Here is a 16222-nt window from a genome sequence, read left to right on the forward strand (position 1 = left end):
CGGATCCGCGGCTTGACACCGGGTTACTCATACAGACTCCTTCAGGTCGAAGCCGCGGTAGCCGTCCCTGGCCACCTCGGCACAGATCTCGCGGTACGCGCCGAGCCCGCCGATGAACGGCATGAACACCCGCGGCTTGCCGGGCACGTTGGCGCCCAGATACCAGGAGTTCGCCTCGGGGAAGAGCGTTTGCCCGGCAAGCTCGTTGCAGTAGTCGACCCAGCCATCCTGAGCGTGGGTGGCCGGCTCGATCGTGGACCGACCCGTGCGGTCCAGGTGGCCGATGGCCTCGGCGATCCACTCGACGTGCTGCTCGGCGGCCAGGATCATGTTCGCCAGTACGGACGGACTGCCCGGCCCGGTGACGACGAACATGTTGGGAAAGCCCGCCACCATGAGGCCGAGGTAGGTTCGCGGTCCCGCCGACCAGGCATCGCGCAACGCCAGCCCGTCGCGGCCCCGGATGTCGATCTTCGCCAGCGCCCCGGTCATCGCGTCGAAGCCGGTGGCGAACACGATGTCGTCCAGTTCGTACTCGGCCGCGGCCGTCCGGATGCCGGCGCGCGTTATGCGCTCGATGGGCGCGGAGCGGACGTCGACCAGAGTGACGTTGTCCCGGTTGAACGTCTGGTAATAGTCGGTGTCGGTGCAGATCCGCTTCGTGCCGATGGGGTGGTCGTTGGGAAGGAGCAGATCCGCGATCGCCGGATCGCCGACCATCGCCCGCACCTTCTCGGTGAAGAAGGCGACGGCCTCGTCGTTGGCGGCACGGTCCCGCAACTGGTCGGGAAAGGTCTTGCTGAACAGGACCCCGCCGAGCTGCCACTGCCGCTCGAAGATCGCACGCCGCTCTTCGGGCGTGGTCTCCAGCGTGTTCTTCGGGTACGTCTCGTGCGGCGAGCCGCCGCCGCTCGCCCGCGACTTGCGCCGCCGTTCGGCGTAGGTCGCCTTGTAGGCGGCCCGGCTCTGCGGGGTGTGCGGCTGGTTCTGAGCCGGAATGGAGAAGTTCGCCGTGCGCTGGAACACGTACAGGTGCGCGGCCTGCCGGGCGATCACCGGTGCGCACTGGATGCCCGAGGAACCCGTGCCGATGACGCCGACCCGTCGCCCGGTGAAGTCCACTTCCCGGTGCGGCCAGCGGGCGGTGTGGTACCACGAGCCGGTGAACTCGTCGAGGCCGGGGAAGCCGGGGACCCGCACGTCCGACAGCGATCCGGTGGCGAAGACGCAGAATCGAGCGGAAACGGTCTCGCCGGAGTCGGTGCGCACTCGCCACTGGCCCGCCGGCTCGTCGAACCGAGCGGAGACGACCCTGGTGGAGAAGGTGATGAACCGGCGCAGGCCGTAGCGATCGGCCACATGATGCAGATAGCGCAAGATCTCCGGCTGAGTGGCGTAGCGTTCGCTCCAGTCCCATTCCTGTTCCAGCTCGGGATCGAAGGAGTAGGAGTAGTCGATGCTCTCGACGTCGCAGCGGGCACCGGGATAGCGGTTCCAGTACCAGGTGCCGCCGACGTCGGCCCCGGCCTCGAAACATCGCACGGTCAGCCCCATCGAGTGGAGCTTGTGCACCATGTACATGCCGGCGGCGCCCGCGCCCACCACGACGACGTCCGCCTGGTCCGGTTCGCTCATCGCTTACCTCCACGTCGAGGTCGAAACCGAGTCTAGGTTAAAGCAAGCGCTTGGTAAACCCATCCCGCCCATTCCGCGTCCCCACCGCAGACCCCCACATCCAGCGCCCGAACCCCGCTTCAGACCGCCGTGTCCCCGCTTCAGACCGCCGTGTCCCCGCTTCAGGACGCTGAGTTCCCGGTTTGAGACGCTGCGTTCCGGGTTCAGGACGCTGCGTTCCGGGTTCAAAGGTTGTGTTCTGGCTTCGGAACGGGAACTCGCGCGCCTGAATCGGGAACCCGCATGCCTGAACCGGGGACACGCGCGCCTGAATCGGGAACTCGCGCGCCTGAACCCGGAACTCGGGTGCCTGGGGCTGGAACTCGGGTGCTTGAGACGGGAACTCGCGCGCCTGAACCGGGGACACGCTGGCCTGAACCCGGAACTCGGGTGCTTGAGTCGGGGACTCGGGTGCCTGGGGCGGGGACACGCCGGGTGGGGTGCGGGGTTGACTGGAAGACCAAGCAAGTGCTTGGTAAAGTTTTCCGTGATCGTTCCTGGACGGAGGTGCGAGTGTGACAGCCGGTTTGGGCCTGGACGGCGCCGTGGTGCTGGTCACCGGTGGTGTGCGGGGTGTCGGTGCCGGGATCGCCCGGGTGTTCCTCGCGCACGGTGCCACGGTGGTCACCTGTGCGCGGCACGCGCCGGAGGCGCCGGTGACCGCGGGCGGCCGCGCCGCGGAGTTCCTGGCGTGCGACGTCCGGGAGGAGGGCCAGGTCAAAGAGCTGGTCGAGCGGGTCGTCGCCGGTCATGGCCGCCTGGACGTGGTCGTGAACAACGCGGGCGGCAGCCCCTACGTGCCGGCGGCGGAGGCTTCGCCGCGGTTCCACGCCAAGATCGTCGAGCTGAACCTGCTGGCGCCGTTGCTGGTCGCCCAGCATGCCAACGCGGTGATGCAGCGCCAAGATGGCGGCGGCGCGATCGTGATGGTCTCCAGCGTGAGCGCCGTCCGTCCCTCCCCGGGCACCGCGGCCTACGGGGCGGCGAAGGCGGGCCTGGACAACCTCGCCACCAGCCTCGCGGTCGAGTGGGCGCCGAAGGTCCGGGTCAACGCGGTGCTCGGCGGCCTGATCCGCACCGAGCAGGCCCACCTGCACTACGGCAGCGAGGCGGCCGTGGCCGCGGTCGGCAAGACTGTCCCGCTCGGACGGCTGGCCGAGCCGGAGGAGATCGGCGAGTGCGTCGCGTTCCTCGCCTCACCACGCGCGTCCTACGTCTCGGGCGCCGCGCTGCTCGCGCACGGCGGTGGTGAGGTTCCCGCGTTCCACTCCGCAACGGATGTCAACCGACGGGAGGACAAGTGAGCGAGCTGTGCCGGGACAGGGTCGTCGTGGTCACCGGGGCCGGCCGCGGGATCGGGCGGGCGCACGCGCTGGCCTTCGCCGCCCAGGGCGCGCGGGTGGTGGTCAACGACGTCGGAGTCGCGCTCGACGGCTCGACGACCGGCGAGGGCCCGGCGGCTGAAGTGGTCGCCGAGATCGCCAAGCGGGGCGGCACCGCCGTCGCGAACACCGACGACGTCGCCGACTTCGATGGCGCCCGCGGCCTCGTGGCCACGGCGCTGGACCACTTCGGCCGGCTGGATGTGCTGGTCAACAACGCCGGGTTCGTCCGCGACCGGATGCTGGTGAACCTCGGCGAGGACGAGTGGGACGCGGTCATCCGCGTACACCTCAAGGGCCACTTCGCGCCGTTGCGGCATGCCGCCGAGTACTGGCGCGCCGAAGCCAAGGCCGGCCGCACTCCGGACGCCAGGGTGATCAACACGAGCTCTGGTGCCGGACTGCTGGGCAGTGTGGGGCAGGCGAACTATTCGGCGGCCAAGGCCGGCATCGCCGGGCTGACCGTGGTGGCGGCGGCGGAGCTGGCCCGGTACGGGGTGACCGTGAACGCGATCGCGCCCTCGGCGCGCACCCGGATGACCGAAGAGGTGTTCGCGGACGCCATGGCCAAGCCGGAGGCGGGATTCGACGCGATGGCCCCGGAGAACATCTCCCCGCTGGTGGTCTGGCTGGGCAGCGAACAGTCGCGGGAGGTGACCGGCCGGATCTTCGAAGTGGAGGGTGGCAAGGTGTCGCTCGCGCAGAGCTGGCGGCACGGGCCGTCGATGGACAAGGGCGAGCGCTGGGATCCCGCCGAGCTCGGGCCGGTGGTGGCGAAGCTGATCGACCAGGCGCCCGAGCCGGAACCTGTTTACGGAGAGGCGACGAAGTGAAGCCGCGGCACTCAACTCTTCGACGGGCGCAGATCGCGGAACGGACGGGAGCGAGCTGATGCCGGTGATAACCAAGCGGGTCTCCGACCACATCGAGGTCGTCACCGTCGACTTCCCGCCGGTGAACGCGTTGCCGGTGCAGGGCTGGTTCGACCTCGCCGCCGCGGTGCGGAAGGCGGGCGAAGATCCGGACGTGCACGTGGTGGTGTTGCGGGCCGAGGGACGCGGTTTCAACGCCGGGGTGGACATCAAGGAGATCCAGCGCAGCACCGGGTACGCGGCCCTGGTCGGAGCGAACCGGGGTTGCTACGCGGCGTTCGGTGCGGTGTACGACTGCGCTGTGCCGGTGGTCGCCGCGGTGCACGGCTTCTGCCTTGGCGGCGGCATCGGCCTCGTCGGCAACTCGGACGTGGTCGTCGCCTCCGAGGATGCCACGTTCGGGGTGCCGGAGGTCGAGCGCGGCGCGCTCGGGGCGGCCACTCACCTGGCCCGGCTGGTGCCCCAGCACCTGATGCGCGCGCTGTATTTCACCGCGCGCACCATCACCGCGGCCGAGCTGCATTCGTACGGATCGGTGTACCAGGTGGTGCCCCGGGAGGAGCTGGACGACGCGGCGCTGGCGGTCGCGCGGGACATCGCGGCCAAGGACCCCAGGGTGATCCGCGCGGCGAAGGAAGCGCTGAACGGCATCGACACCCAGCAGGTGCACCGCAGCTACCGGTTCGAGCAGGGGTTCACTTTCGAACTCAACCTCCTGGGTGCCGCCGACGATGCCCGCGAGGCTTTCCTTAAGGACAAGGGAAATGACTGACAAGAGGATGACGGCCGACGAGGTGGCGGCCGAGATCAGCGACGGCATGACGATCGGCATCGGNGGGTGGGGGTCCCGGCGCAAGCCGATGGCGCTGGTGCGGGCGCTGCTGCGCACCCCGGTCAAGGACCTCACCGTGGTTTCCTACGGCGGCCCGGACGTGGGCCTGCTGTGTGCGGCGGGGAAGGTCGCGCGCGTGGTGTTCGGGTTCGTGACGCTGGACTCGGTTCCGCTGGACCCCTGGTTCGGGCGTGCCCGCGAGGCGGGGCAGATCGCGGTGACCGAATACGACGAAGGCATGTTCTGCGCCGCGCTTTCCGCTGCGGCACAACGGCTTCCGTTCCTGCCCACCCGCGCCGGCCTTGGCTCCGACGTGCCGCGGTTCAGCCCTGAGCTACGCACCGTGCGGTCGCCCTACGACGACGAGGAGGAGCTGCTCGCCGTTCCGGCGCTGAACGTGGACGTGTCGCTGGTGCACCTCAACCGGGTGGACTCCCGCGGCAACGCCCAGTACCTGGGTCCGGATCCGTACTTCGACGACCTGTTCTGCCTCGCCGCGAAGAAGAGCTTCGTGTCGGCGGAGAAGGTCGTGGCCACCGCGGACCTGACCGCCGCCGGGCCGGTGCAGACGCTGTTGCTCAACCGCGGCATGGTCGACGGGGTGGTCGAGGCGCCACGTGGCGCGCACTTCACCACCGCGGTGCCGGACTACGGGCGGGACGAACGATTCCAGCGCCACTACGTGGCCTGCGCGAAGGATCTCGACCGCTGGCCGGGCTTCGTGGACCGCTTCCTCTCCGGCGACGAGCGCACTTACTTGTCCGAAGTGGACCGATTCGAACTGGAGGCCGCATGAGCGACAATCGCGAAGCCCCCGCTCATGCGGGCCGACCGGGTGCGGGTGTCCCGCAAGACATTGGAGGCCGCATGAGCGACAATCGCGAAGCCCCCGCTCATGCGGGCCGACCGGGTGCGGGTGTCCCGCAAGGCACTGGAGGCCGTGGCGTGAACGTTTCCAGAGCGGAGATCGTGGTCGGGGCGTTGGCCGAGTTGTTCCGCGGCGACGGGCCGATCGTGGCCAGCCCCATCGGGTTCCTCCCCACCCTGGGCGCGCGGCTCGCCCGGCTGACGTTCGAGCCCGACCTGCTGCTCTCCGACGGTGAGGCGTATCTGGTCGACGTCGACGGAGAGATCGAAGGGTGGCAGCCGTACCGCAAGATGCTGGAAGTGATCGTGCCGCACGGGCGGCGGCACGTGGTGATGGGCGCCAGCCAGATCGACCGGTGGGGCAACCAGAACATCTCGGCGATCGGTGACCACGCCCGGCCGGCCAAGCAACTGCTGGGTGTACGGGGCGCACCCGGCAACACCGCCAACCACCGCACCAGCTACTGGATTCCGCGGCACAGCAAGCGCGCTTTCGTCGATGCCGTGGACGTGGTGTCCGGGGTGGGCTACGACAACGCCGCCAAGGCGGGGCTTCGGTTCCATGACGTGTACCGGGTCGTGACGAACCTGGGCGTGTTCGACTTCGCGACGCCGAGCCACTCGATGCGTGCCGTGTCGCTGCATCCCGGGGTGACGGCGGAGGAGGTGGCGGCGGCCACCTCCTTCGAACTCGACTGCTCGGGCGCGTCCGTCACGCCCGAACCCACCGCGGAGCAACTGCGCCTGATCCGCGAAGTCCTCGACCCGAAATCCTTGCGGGACAAGGAGGTTCCCGCCTGAGACCGGGGGCACCCGTGACCTGATGTTCTGGGGGTGCCACCCCCAGGCCCCGCCTGGGGGCAAGCCCCCAGACCCCTTGGCGGCCGGTCACGGGTGCTGGCTGCTGACCGACACCACCTCGCCGGTCAGGTACGAGGCGTAGTCGCTGGCCAGGAACACCATGACGTTGGCTACTTCCCACGGCTGGGCGGCGCGCCCGAATGCCTCGCGCTGTTCGAGTTCGGCGAGCAGTTCATCGGTCGTCACCTTGGCCAGGAAGGGATGCATCGCGATGCTCGGCGCGACGGCGTTGACGCGTATACCGTGGGGCGCGGCGTCCAGAGCCGAGCAGCGCGTCAGGGCCATCACCCCGGCCTTGGCGGCGGCGTAGTGCGCCTGCCCGGCCTGCGCGCGCCACCCGATGACGGATGCGTTGTTGACGATCGCGCCGCCCCCGCCCTGGGCGGCGAACTGCCGCAGTGCCGCGCGGGTGCAGCGGAAGGTGCCGGTGAGCGTGATGTCGAGGACGCGCGACCACTCTTCGTCGGTCATGTCGAACACCGACGCGGTACCGCCCAGCCCGGCGTTGTTGATCAGCACGTCGAGCCGGCCGAACCGCTCGGCCGCACCGGTGATGAGGGCTTGGACCTGTTCCTCGCTGGTGACGTCGCACGGGATGGCGTGGAGCTTGCCCAGCCCGGCCAGTTCGGTGGCCTTCTCGGTGAGGCGGCGCTCGTGCCAGTCACTGATCACGACCGTCGCACCCTCTTCGAGGCAGCGCTTGGCGGTGGCGGAGCCGATGCCGGTTCCCGCGGCCGCCGTCACCACGACGACCTTGCCGTCCAGCAACTGGTGTCCGGCCGGATACTCCGGTATCACGGGCGCATCTCCGGTGTTTTGCGGGACACCCGCACCCGGTCGGCCCGCATGATCCGGGACTCCGTCATTATCGATCATGACGTGCCTCCTTTGGTAGGCCGAGTACACGCTCGGCGATGATGTTGCGTTCGATCTCGTCCGAGCCGCCGTAGATGGTGTCGGCGCGGGTGAACAGGAACAGCCGCTGCCACTCGTCCAGCTCGTAGGGCTGTCCTTCGGCGACCAGCGAGCGGGCGCCCCGGGCGCGCATCGCGAGTTCGCCGAGGCCTCGATGCCACTGGGCCCACAACAGCTTGCCGACGGCGACCTCGGGGCCGGGTTCGGCGGCGAGCGTGCGCAGGGCGTGCGCGCGCAGCACCCGGAGCCCGATCCGGGCGCGGGCCAGGTCGGCGCGCAGCACGGGGTCGTCGAACGTGCCGGTCCGTTTCGCCTCTTCGACGATGCCGTCGAGTTCGCGGCGGAATCCGATCTGCTGGCCGAGGGTGGACACGCCCCGCTCGAAGCCGAGGGTGGCCATCGCGACCGTCCAGCCCTGTCCAGGTTCGCCGACCACCGCGTCCGCCGCGGTCCGGGCGTGGTCGAAGAAGACCTCGTTGAACTCCGACGTGCCGGTCAGTTGCCGGATCGGCCGCACCGTGACGCCGTCCTGCTTGAGCGGCACCAGCAGGTAGGACAGCCCGCGGTGGCGGGTCGATCCCGGCTCGGTGCGCGCCAGCACGAAGCACCAGTCGGCCACGTGCGCGAGCGAGGTCCACACCTTCTGCCCGGTGATCACCCAGTGGTCGCCCTCTCGCACCGCGGAGGTCGCGACCGCGGCCAGGTCGGATCCGGCGCCCGGTTCGGAGTAGCCCTGGCACCAGAGTTCCTCGACGGCCACGATTCTGGGCAGGAACCGGGCGCGCTGCTCGGGGGTGCCGAAGGCGATGAGCGTCGGCCCCAGCAACTGCTCGCCGAGATGGCCGACCCGGGCCGGGGCGCCCGAGGCCGCGTATTCCTCATGGAAGGCGACCTGCTCGGCCAGCGACAGGCCCCGCCCGCCGAACTCGGCCGGCCAGCCCACGCAGGTCCAGCCCGCCGCGGCCAGGTGCCGCTCCCAGGCGAGCCGGAGGTCGAACGCCTCGTGCTCGCGGCCGGGGCCACCCAGACCGCGCAGTTGCGCGAATTCGCCGACCAGGTTGGCCGACAGCCAGTCGGCGACCTCGCGCCGGAAGCCGTCGAGAGCGCGGCCGTCGTTCACCCGGACCTCCCAACGCCCGTTGCCGGGACCGGCCCCGGCGGCCGGCCCGAATCCCGAATTCGAGCCTACCAAGCATTTGCTTGTTTCAGGTACTCTGCGTCTTGGTGCCGGCCACGCCGGCCACCGGGTGAGCATGCCATGAGGGTTGTTCAGAAGGTGAGATGAGCACGCTTGGTGAGACAGCACAAGGCCTTGTGGGGGCTCCGCCCGCACGCCCCCGACTGGGGGCAAGCCCCCCGAACACGTTCTGAATAACACTGTCCGCACGAACCGGTTCGGAGGCGAGATGGCAACGGTGCACATCGCGGATTCGATCCCCGCGGCCGTGCGGCATGCGGCGCGGCACTTCGGCGACGTCGAGGCGGTGGTGGACGGCCCGGTCCGGCTCACCTTCGCACAGCTCGCCGAGAAGGTACGCGAGCTGGCGCGAGCGTTCGTCGCCGTCGGTGTCCGGCCCGGCGACCGGGTCGCGCTGAACGCGCCCAACACCCACCACTGGATCCTCGCCGCGCTCGGCGCCTCCTACGCCGGCGCCACGCTGGTCCCGATCAACACGCGGTTCACCGGTGTCGAGACCGTCGACCTGCTGCGCCGCAGCAGGGCCAGGGCACTGGTGGTCGCCGGGACCTTCCTGGACACCGACCGGCTGGCCGGTATCCGCGACGCCGCGGGAAGCGGACCGGGTGAGGTCGTGCCCGGGCTGCCGGACCTTTGCGCGGTGCTGCGGGTCCCCCTCGGTGTGGCGGATCCGCCCGTCGACGGGGTACTCGCCTGGGACGAGGTGCCTTCGCGGGCCGCCGAGGTCGCTCCGGAGGTGGCCGAGGCCCGGGCGGACGGTGTCACGGGCGAGGGCCTGTGCGACATCCTGTTCACCTCGGGCACGACGGGACGCAGCAAGGGCGTGATGTCCAAGCACCGGCAGTCGCTCGGCGTCGCGACGGCCTGGGTCCGGTGCGGGGAAATGCGGCCGGGCGACCGGTATCTGCTGGTGAACCCGTTCTCACACAGTTTCGGCTACAAGGCGGGCATCCTGGTGTGCCTGCTGTCCGGCGCCACGATGCTGCCACAGGCCGTGTTCAACACGGACGCCCTGATCGAGCTGGTGGAGCGTGAGCGAATCAGCGTGCTGTCGGCGGCACCGACCGTGTTCCAGACGTTGCTGCACGCTCCGGAGCGGGCCGGGCGCCCGTTGCCCAGCCTCCGGCTCGCGGTGACAGGTGCGGCGACCGTGCCGGTGGCACTCGTCGAGCGCATGGGCACCGAACTCGGGTTCGACACCGTGCTCACCGCCTACGGGCTCAGCGAGGCCGTCGTGGTCACCATGTGCCGGTCCGGCGACGACGCGAACACGGTGGCGCACACCTCGGGCCGGGCGACGTCCGAACTCGAAGTCGCGACCGTGAGCGCTGAAGGGAAATTCCTGCCGGCGGGTGAGGCGGGCGAGATCCTGGTGCGTGGGCCCAACGTGATGGTGGGCTACCTGGATGATCCGGAGGCGACCGCCGCGGCTATCGACGCCGACGGCTGGCTGCACACCGGCGACGTCGGCGTCCTCGATGAGCGCGGCTACCTGACGATCACCGACCGGCTCAAGGACATGTACGTGTCCGGGGGATTCAACGTGTACCCGGCGGAGGTCGAGCAGGCACTGGCCTATCTCGACGGGGTCCGCGATGTCGCGGTGATCGGGGTGCCGGACGAGCGGCTCGGCGAGGTGGGCAAGGCGTTCGTCGTCCGGGCCGACGGGGCGGGGCTGACCGAGGAGGCCGTGGTGACGTTCTGCAAGGGGCGGCTGGCCAACTACAAGGTGCCCCGGTCGGTCGAGTTCATCGACGAGCTGCCGCGCAACTCGTCCGGAAAGGTGCTGAAAAGGCAGCTTGGCAAGGAGAAGCTATGAGCGAAGAAGTCGTGCGTTACGAGCGCCGGGGGCCGGTGGCCGTCGTGACGATGAACAGGCCGGAGTACCGCAACGCGCAGAACTCGGCCATGACCTACGCGCTGGACGACGCGTTCGCGCGCGCGGTCGACGACGGCGAAGTGAAGGTGATCGTGCTGGCCGGGGCGGGAAAACACTTCTCCGCGGGCCACGACATCGGTACTCCGGGCCGGGATGTCGACCAGTCCTTCGACCGGCGGGCGGTGCTGTGGTGGGACCACACCGACCGCGAGGGCGGGGACCAGCGGTTGGCCCGTGAGTCCGAAGTGTACTTGGGAATGTGCCGCCGGTGGCGGGAGATTCCGAAGCCGATGCTCGCCAGCGTGCAGGGCGCATGCATCGCGGGCGGCCTGATGCTGGCCTGGGTGTGCGACCTCATCGTCGCCTCGGACGACGCGTTCTTCGCGGACCCGGTGGTGCGCATGGGAATTCCGGGCGTGGAGTACTTCGCCCATCCCTGGGTACTCGGCCCGCGCGCGGCCAAGGAGGTGCTGTTCACCGGCGAGCGGTTCTCGGCACAGCAGGCCAAGGAGTGGGGCATGCTTTCCCGGGTCGTGCCCCGTGCGTCGCTGGAGGCAGAGACCTTCGCACTGGCGGAGCGGATCGCCGAGATGCCGTCGTTCGGTTTGGCGCTCACGAAGAAGGCGGTCAACCAGGCCGAGGACCTGATGGGGTTGCGGTCCGGAATGGACTCGGTGTTCGGCCTGCACCATTTCGCGCACGCGCACAACGCGGAGACGTCCACGGATTCCCTTGCGGGACAGTCGGCCCGGTCGATGCGTGACGCGGCGGGCCGCTGATGGACCTCGACATCGACGCCGCCTCGGCGACGTTCCGGGAAGAGGTGCGGCAGTGGCTGGCCGGGCATGTGCCCCGGCCCGGCCTGCCCTCGATGGACACCGCCGCGGGTTTCGCCGCGCACCGTGAGTGGGAGGCCGAACTGGCGGCGGCACGCTTGTCCGTCGTGTCGTGGCCGGATTCCTACGGCGGGCGGGGCGCATCCTTGCTGCAGTGGGTGCTGTTCGAGGAGGAATACTACGCCGCGGGCGCACCGGGACGGGTGTCGCAGAACGGAATCTTCATGCTCGCCCCGACGCTGTTTTCACACGGCACCCAGGAACAGCGGGACCGGATCCTGCCGCCCATGGCGCGCGGCGAACAGGTGTGGGCGCAGGCGTGGTCGGAGCCCGAGGCGGGCAGCGACATCGCCGCGCTGCGCAGCCGGGCGGTACGCACCGACGGGGGCTGGCTCTTGTCGGGGCAGAAGACGTGGAGTTCGCGCGCGACCTTCGCCGATCGCGCGTTCGGGCTGTTCCGCACGGACCCGGACGCGCAACGGCATCGCGGTCTGACCTACTTCATGTTCGACCTGCGCGGCGACGGGGTGACCGTGCGGCCGATCCCGCAACTGGACGGTGAGCCGGGGTTCGCCGAGATCTTCCTGGACGAGGTTTTCGTCCCGGACGCCGATGTCATCGGCGAGGCCGGGCAGGGCTGGCGGGTCGCGATGACCACCGCCAACAACGAGCGCGGCCTGTCGCTGCGCAGCCCGGGCCGCTTCCTCGCCGCGGCCGATCGGCTGGTCGCGTTGTGGCGCGAACAGGGCGAGCCGGACGCCTTCGCCGACCGGGTCGCCGACGCGTGGATCGGGGCACGGGCCTACCAGCTCTACACCTTCGACACGGTGACCCGGCTGTCCGGTGGCGGCGAGCTGGGCCCGGAGTCCAGCGTGAACAAGCTGTTCTGGTCGCATTTGGACGTTGGCTTGCACGAGACCGCGCTCGACCTGCTGGGTGCCGAGGGGGAAGTGTCCGAGGCCTGGGTGGACGGCTACCTGTTTTCACTGGCCGGCCCGATCTACGGCGGCACCGACCAGATTCAGCGCAACACCATCGCCGAGCGGCTGCTCGGTATGCCTCGCGATAGGTGAGTACACTGTGGACTTCACGATTTCCCTGGAGCAGCGCCAGTTTTCCGAGAGCCTGCACGACTTCCTGCGTGGCGCGGACACCCCGGCCGCCGCCCGTGCCTGGGCTGGCGGCGATCACGAGCCGGGGCTGAAGCTCTGGCGTGACCTCGGAGAGATCGGCGTCGCCGCGCTGCTGGTGCCCGACGAGTTCGGCGGGCTGGGCGCGGGCGCCACCGACGCGGTGCTCGCGTTCGAGGCGCTGGGCTATCACTGCGTGCCCGGCCCGGTCGTGGAAACCGCGGTGGTGGCGCCCACGCTGCTCACCGGGGACGACGCGCGGCGATGGCTGCCGGAACTCGCCACCGGAAATGAGGTCGCGACGGTGTTCGCCCCTCCTCAGGTGCCGCTCGCGCTGGACGCCGACATCGCCGCTCTCACCCTGCGTATCGGGCAGGACAGGGTGGATCGGGTCGACGGCGAACTGGAGCCGGTGCGCTCGATCGACCCCACCCGGCGACTGTTCCGCGTCCGCGGCGACGGTGTCCCGGTGTCCGCCGCGGGGGGAGAGCCGGCCGTCGATCTGGGCACGCTGGCCGTGGCGGCACAACTGCTCGGCGCCGGTCGCCGCCTGCTCGACCTGGCGGGCGAATACGCCAAACAGCGGCACCAGTACGGCAAGCCGATCGGGCAGTACCAGGCGATCAAGCACCTGCTCGCCGATGTGGTCACCGGGCTGGAACTGGCCCGGCCCCTGGCCTACGGCGCGGCGGTCGCGGCGGAGGCCGGCGCAGGCACCGTAACGCGGGACGTCTCGGCCGCGAAGGTCGCGGCGGCCGACGCCGCCTACCGGGCGGCCCGCACCGCGCTGCAGGTGCACGGCGCCATCGGCTACACGGCCGAGCACGATCTCGGGCTTTGGCTGACCAAGGTGCGCGCGCTGGCCGGGGCCTGGGGTAGCGGCGCCGTCCACCGCCGGCGGGTGCTGGCCGCATTGAAGGGCGACAAGTGATGGACAGCGACGAGATCAGGGCACTGCGGGAGGCCGTGCGCACGCTGCTGGCGAAGCGGTCCGGTTCCGCGGCGGTGCGGGCGGCGGTGGACACCCCGCTGGGCTACGACGACAAGCTGTGGTCCGTGCTGTGCGAACAGATCGGCGTGGCCGCGCTCGCCATCCCGGAGGAATACGGCGGTGTCGGTGCCACGCTGGCCGAAGTGCACGCCGTCTGCGAGGAACTCGGCCGGACGCTGACGCCCAGCCCGCTGCTCGGTTCCACGGTGCTGTGTGCTCAGGCGATCCTCGCCGCCGGCGATCCCGAGACGTGCGCCCGCCTGCTGCCCGGAATCGCCGACGGCGGCACGATCGCGGCCCTGGCATGGGCCGGGGAGGCGGGTGCCTGGGCCCCGGACTCGCCCGCTCTCGTGGCCACCGAATCCACAGTGGATGGTTGCGCGCATTACGTGCTCGACGGCGACGTCGCCGACGTGCTGCTTGTCGCAGCGCGAACGCCGGACGGGGTCGGACTGTTCGAAGTGGACACCGCCCATCCCGGCGTGCGGCGGTGGCACACGCCGACCATGGATCAGACCCGACGCTTGGCCGCGGTGGAACTGACCGGAGTGCCGGGACGGCGGCTGGACCGCGGAGACTATGCCGCGGCGCTGCGCCGGGTGCGTGACCTCGCCCTGGTCGCGCTGTCGGCCGAACAGGTCGGTGCGGCAGCACGTGCGCTCGAACTGACCGTCGAATACACCAAGCAGCGGCGGCAGTTCGGCCGTGCCATCGGGTCGTTCCAGGCGCTCAAGCACCGCATGGCGGATGCGTACGTGCTCGTCGAGGCCGCCCGGTCGGCGTCCTGGGCCGCGCTGGAGTCCGCGCTGGCCGACGAGGCCGGCCTCGCGGCGGACGCCGCCACCGCGAAGGTGGTGTGCTCGGAGGCCCTCGAGCAGGTCGCCGCGGAGATGATCCAGCTCCACGGCGGCATCGCGATCACCTGGGAACACGACGCGCACCTCTACTTCAAGCGTGCGCACAGCAGCGCCCAGATCTTCGGCGAGACCTCGAAGTACCTGGCCGAACTGGCTTAGGTGCGGCGGGCCGAGGTGGCCAGATCCACTTCGAGCACGGTCCCGCTGGTCCGGCCCGGATCGGTGACGAAGTACAGCACCGCGCGGGTCACGTCCTCCGGCTCCAGCCACGGGACGCCCATCGGGTCCATCGCGGCCAGGCGCGGCACCACATCGTCCACCTCCGGCCGCTCGACACCGGGGCAGAACGTGGCGAACGAGGCGTCGTTGACCACCATCGGCGTACGTACCGTCGTCGGGCACACGACATTGGCCGTGACCCCGGTCCGGGCGGTCTCCAGGGCCACCGACTTGATCAGTCCGATCAGGCCCCACTTCGCGGCCACGTAGTGGCCGAGCGTCGCCATCCCGCCCCGTCCGGCCCCCGACGAGGTGGCGACGATCCGGCCGTACCCGGCGCCGGTCATGTGCGGCAGAACCGCACGGACGCAGCGGAACACGCCACCGAGGTTGGTCTCGATCATGTCGTGCCACGAGTCGTCGCTGATGTCCGTGACCCGGGAGAAGCCGCAGATGCCGGCATTGGCGACCAGCACGTCGAGCCGCCCGAACTCCGCCACGGTCCGCCCCACGACCTCGTCGACGGCCTTGCTGTCGCGCACGTCCACCGTCGCCGCGCTCGCCATGCCACCGGCGGCACGGATGGTTTCGACCGTCTCGTCCAGGTCCTCGGCCGTCGCCATCGGATAGGCCACCGTCGGGACCTGCGCCGCGATGTCGCACACCACGACGTGCGCCCCCTCGGCGGCCAGCGCACGCGCGTGGGCGCGTCCCTGGCCGCGCGCGCCTCCGGTCACCAGCGCGACCCGCCCGTCCAGTTGCCCCATTTCCTCGTCGCCTTTCTCTCGTGCTTGCTGTCACGGGTCGAGCGGCCGGTTGGTCCACCCGCCGCCGTGCCGCGGGTACCAGCCGCCGGCTGCCCAGGTGCCGCCGTCCACGTGGATCGTGGTGCCGGTGACGAAGGACGACAGGTCGGACGCGAGGAACAGCGCCGCACCGGCCACGTCGTCAGGTGTGCCGTGCCGTCCCAGCGGGACCCAGGTGGACCACCGCCACCGGTCCCCTTCGCCGACCCAGTCCGAGTAGGGGAGCTGCGGGCTCTCCACCACGTCGGGCGCGATCGCGTTGACCCGTATGCCATGCCCGCCGGTCTCGACGGCGAGGCTGCGGGTGAACTGGCCGACCGCGGCCTTGTAGGCCGAGTACACGGCGTGGCCGGGGATCCCGCGGAATGCTTCTACGGTCGTGAGGTTGATGATGCTGCCGCCTCGTCCGCGGTCGACCATTCCAGGCAGCACGGCACGGGTGGTCGCCAGCACGTGACCGAGGTTCACCTCGCCCAGTGTCGCCCACTGGCCGGGGGATTCGTGCGCGAATTCGACCGGCGGGCGCAGGAAGTGGCCGACGTTGTTCACCAGCAAGTCCGGCTGACCTGCCGTCGCCATGCGCTCGGCCGCGCCGGGGGCGACCACGTCCAGGACGAGTGTGGTCAGCTCGCCGGTGGCGTGGCGGGCCAGTTCCGCCAGCGCCGGCGCGTCCTTGTCGACCGCGACTACTCGCGCGCCGTGCGCCAGGAACGCCGTCGTGATGCCGCGTCCGATACCGGCGGCGGCACCGGTGATCAGCGCCGTGCGGCCGGCGAGCAGGGGACCGGGCTGGTGTGGGGTGGGCATCGGCACTCCTCCTTGAGCAAGCGATAGGTTGGCATTGCGAGGCGGCCACCGTCAATGGCCGGAGTTCCGATCAGTGGGACTGGTCCTGGCTTGCGG

The 16222-nt window shown here is 70.3% G+C and carries 15 protein-coding genes; 10 read left to right on the forward strand and 5 right to left on the reverse strand.

Annotated elements, in window-relative coordinates; translation table 11 throughout:
• Window positions 1-27: 27 nt before the first annotated feature.
• The gene (locus A3CU_RS0119785; protein WP_027943776.1) at window positions 28-1635 is read right to left on the reverse strand and encodes a flavin-containing monooxygenase; all 1608 of its coding nucleotides are present in this window, start codon (window positions 1633-1635) and stop codon (window positions 28-30) included.
• A gap of 554 nt (window positions 1636-2189) precedes the next feature.
• Here A3CU_RS0119785 and A3CU_RS0119790 point away from each other — a divergent pair.
• From A3CU_RS0119790 to A3CU_RS0119810, 5 genes are all read left to right on the forward strand, one after another.
• Window positions 2190-2978 (forward strand): SDR family oxidoreductase, encoded by a 789-nt coding sequence (locus A3CU_RS0119790; protein WP_027943777.1) that lies wholly within the window; start codon window positions 2190-2192, stop codon window positions 2976-2978.
• Window positions 2975-3889 carry an SDR family oxidoreductase gene (locus A3CU_RS0119795; protein ID WP_027943778.1) on the forward strand — a complete coding sequence of 305 codons (915 nt, stop codon included), beginning with the start codon at window positions 2975-2977 and terminating at the stop codon, window positions 3887-3889. The genes A3CU_RS0119790 and A3CU_RS0119795 overlap by 4 nt, the downstream gene beginning before the upstream one ends.
• 58 nt (window positions 3890-3947) lie before the next feature.
• Window positions 3948-4700: an enoyl-CoA hydratase family protein gene (locus A3CU_RS0119800; protein ID WP_027943779.1), complete on the forward strand. Its 753-nt coding sequence runs from the start codon at window positions 3948-3950 to the stop codon at window positions 4698-4700.
• Complete coding sequence (locus A3CU_RS0119805) at window positions 4693-5556, forward strand: CoA transferase subunit A (RefSeq protein ID WP_027943780.1); 864 nt, start codon at window positions 4693-4695, stop codon at window positions 5554-5556. Before A3CU_RS0119800 ends, A3CU_RS0119805 begins: the two co-directional genes overlap by 8 nt.
• Before the next feature lie 149 nt (window positions 5557-5705).
• Entirely contained in the window at window positions 5706-6428 is a 723-nt protein-coding gene (locus A3CU_RS0119810; RefSeq protein WP_027943781.1) for a CoA-transferase subunit beta, read from the forward strand.
• 87 nt (window positions 6429-6515) lie between these two features.
• On the opposite strand, the gene A3CU_RS0119815 is transcribed toward A3CU_RS0119810, so the two are convergent.
• Window positions 6516-7286 (reverse strand): SDR family oxidoreductase, encoded by a 771-nt coding sequence (locus A3CU_RS0119815; RefSeq protein WP_027943782.1) that lies wholly within the window; start codon window positions 7284-7286, stop codon window positions 6516-6518.
• A gap of 67 nt (window positions 7287-7353) precedes the next feature.
• A complete protein-coding gene (locus tag A3CU_RS0119820; protein ID WP_027943783.1) occupies window positions 7354-8523 on the reverse strand; it encodes an acyl-CoA dehydrogenase family protein in 1170 nt (389 codons plus the stop codon).
• 286 nt (window positions 8524-8809) lie between these two features.
• On the opposite strand from A3CU_RS0119820, the gene A3CU_RS0119825 reads away from it, so the two are divergent.
• Genes A3CU_RS0119825 through A3CU_RS0119845 form a run of 5 tightly spaced genes read left to right on the forward strand, consistent with a single transcriptional unit; the run spans window position 8810 to window position 14453 of the window.
• Complete coding sequence (locus A3CU_RS0119825; protein WP_027943784.1) at window positions 8810-10420, forward strand: FadD3 family acyl-CoA ligase; 1611 nt, start codon at window positions 8810-8812, stop codon at window positions 10418-10420.
• Window positions 10417-11259, forward strand: coding sequence for an enoyl-CoA hydratase (locus A3CU_RS0119830; RefSeq protein ID WP_027943785.1), 843 nt, complete (start codon window positions 10417-10419; stop codon window positions 11257-11259). The genes A3CU_RS0119825 and A3CU_RS0119830 overlap by 4 nt, the downstream gene beginning before the upstream one ends.
• Complete coding sequence (locus A3CU_RS0119835) at window positions 11259-12389, forward strand: acyl-CoA dehydrogenase family protein (RefSeq protein ID WP_027943786.1); 1131 nt, start codon at window positions 11259-11261, stop codon at window positions 12387-12389. The genes A3CU_RS0119830 and A3CU_RS0119835 overlap by 1 nt, the downstream gene beginning before the upstream one ends.
• Window positions 12390-12396: 7 nt before the next feature.
• Entirely contained in the window at window positions 12397-13377 is a 981-nt protein-coding gene (locus tag A3CU_RS0119840) for an acyl-CoA dehydrogenase family protein (protein ID WP_027943787.1), read from the forward strand.
• Complete coding sequence (locus A3CU_RS0119845; RefSeq protein WP_027943788.1) at window positions 13377-14453, forward strand: acyl-CoA dehydrogenase family protein; 1077 nt, start codon at window positions 13377-13379, stop codon at window positions 14451-14453. Before A3CU_RS0119840 ends, A3CU_RS0119845 begins: the two co-directional genes overlap by 1 nt.
• On the opposite strand, the gene A3CU_RS0119850 is transcribed toward A3CU_RS0119845, so the two are convergent.
• Together A3CU_RS0119850 and A3CU_RS0119855 are read right to left on the reverse strand one after the other, a co-directional pair.
• The gene (locus A3CU_RS0119850; protein WP_027943789.1) at window positions 14450-15280 is read right to left on the reverse strand and encodes a mycofactocin-coupled SDR family oxidoreductase; all 831 of its coding nucleotides are present in this window, start codon (window positions 15278-15280) and stop codon (window positions 14450-14452) included. The two genes, A3CU_RS0119845 and A3CU_RS0119850, sit on opposite strands and share 4 nt — an antisense overlap.
• A 30-nt stretch (window positions 15281-15310) precedes the next feature.
• Window positions 15311-16126, reverse strand: a complete 816-nt coding sequence (locus A3CU_RS0119855) for an SDR family NAD(P)-dependent oxidoreductase (protein WP_043841745.1) — start codon at window positions 16124-16126, stop codon at window positions 15311-15313.
• Between the last annotated feature and the right edge of the window lie 96 nt (window positions 16127-16222).

Origin of the sequence: Amycolatopsis taiwanensis DSM 45107, assembly GCF_000519205.1 — a bacterium.
GTDB classification, from domain to species: domain Bacteria; phylum Actinomycetota; class Actinomycetes; order Mycobacteriales; family Pseudonocardiaceae; genus Amycolatopsis_E; species Amycolatopsis_E taiwanensis.

Excerpts from the sequence above, each read along its gene's own strand:
- A3CU_RS0119785 (WP_027943776.1), bottom strand. The coding sequence starts at position 1,635 with ATGAGCGAACCGGACCAGGCGGACGTCGTCGTGGTGGGCGCGGGCGCC.
- A3CU_RS0119800 (WP_027943779.1), top strand. The coding sequence starts at position 3,948 with ATGCCGGTGATAACCAAGCGGGTCTCCGACCACATCGAGGTCGTCACC.
- A3CU_RS0119825 (WP_027943784.1), top strand. The coding sequence starts at position 8,810 with ATGGCAACGGTGCACATCGCGGATTCGATCCCCGCGGCCGTGCGGCAT.
- A3CU_RS0119830 (WP_027943785.1), top strand. The coding sequence starts at position 10,417 with ATGAGCGAAGAAGTCGTGCGTTACGAGCGCCGGGGGCCGGTGGCCGTC.
- A3CU_RS0119835 (WP_027943786.1), top strand. The coding sequence starts at position 11,259 with ATGGACCTCGACATCGACGCCGCCTCGGCGACGTTCCGGGAAGAGGTG.
- A3CU_RS0119845 (WP_027943788.1), top strand. The coding sequence starts at position 13,377 with ATGGACAGCGACGAGATCAGGGCACTGCGGGAGGCCGTGCGCACGCTG.
- A3CU_RS0119850 (WP_027943789.1), bottom strand. The coding sequence starts at position 15,280 with ATGGGGCAACTGGACGGGCGGGTCGCGCTGGTGACCGGAGGCGCGCGC.
- A3CU_RS0119855 (WP_043841745.1), bottom strand. The coding sequence starts at position 16,126 with ATGCCCACCCCACACCAGCCCGGTCCCCTGCTCGCCGGCCGCACGGCG.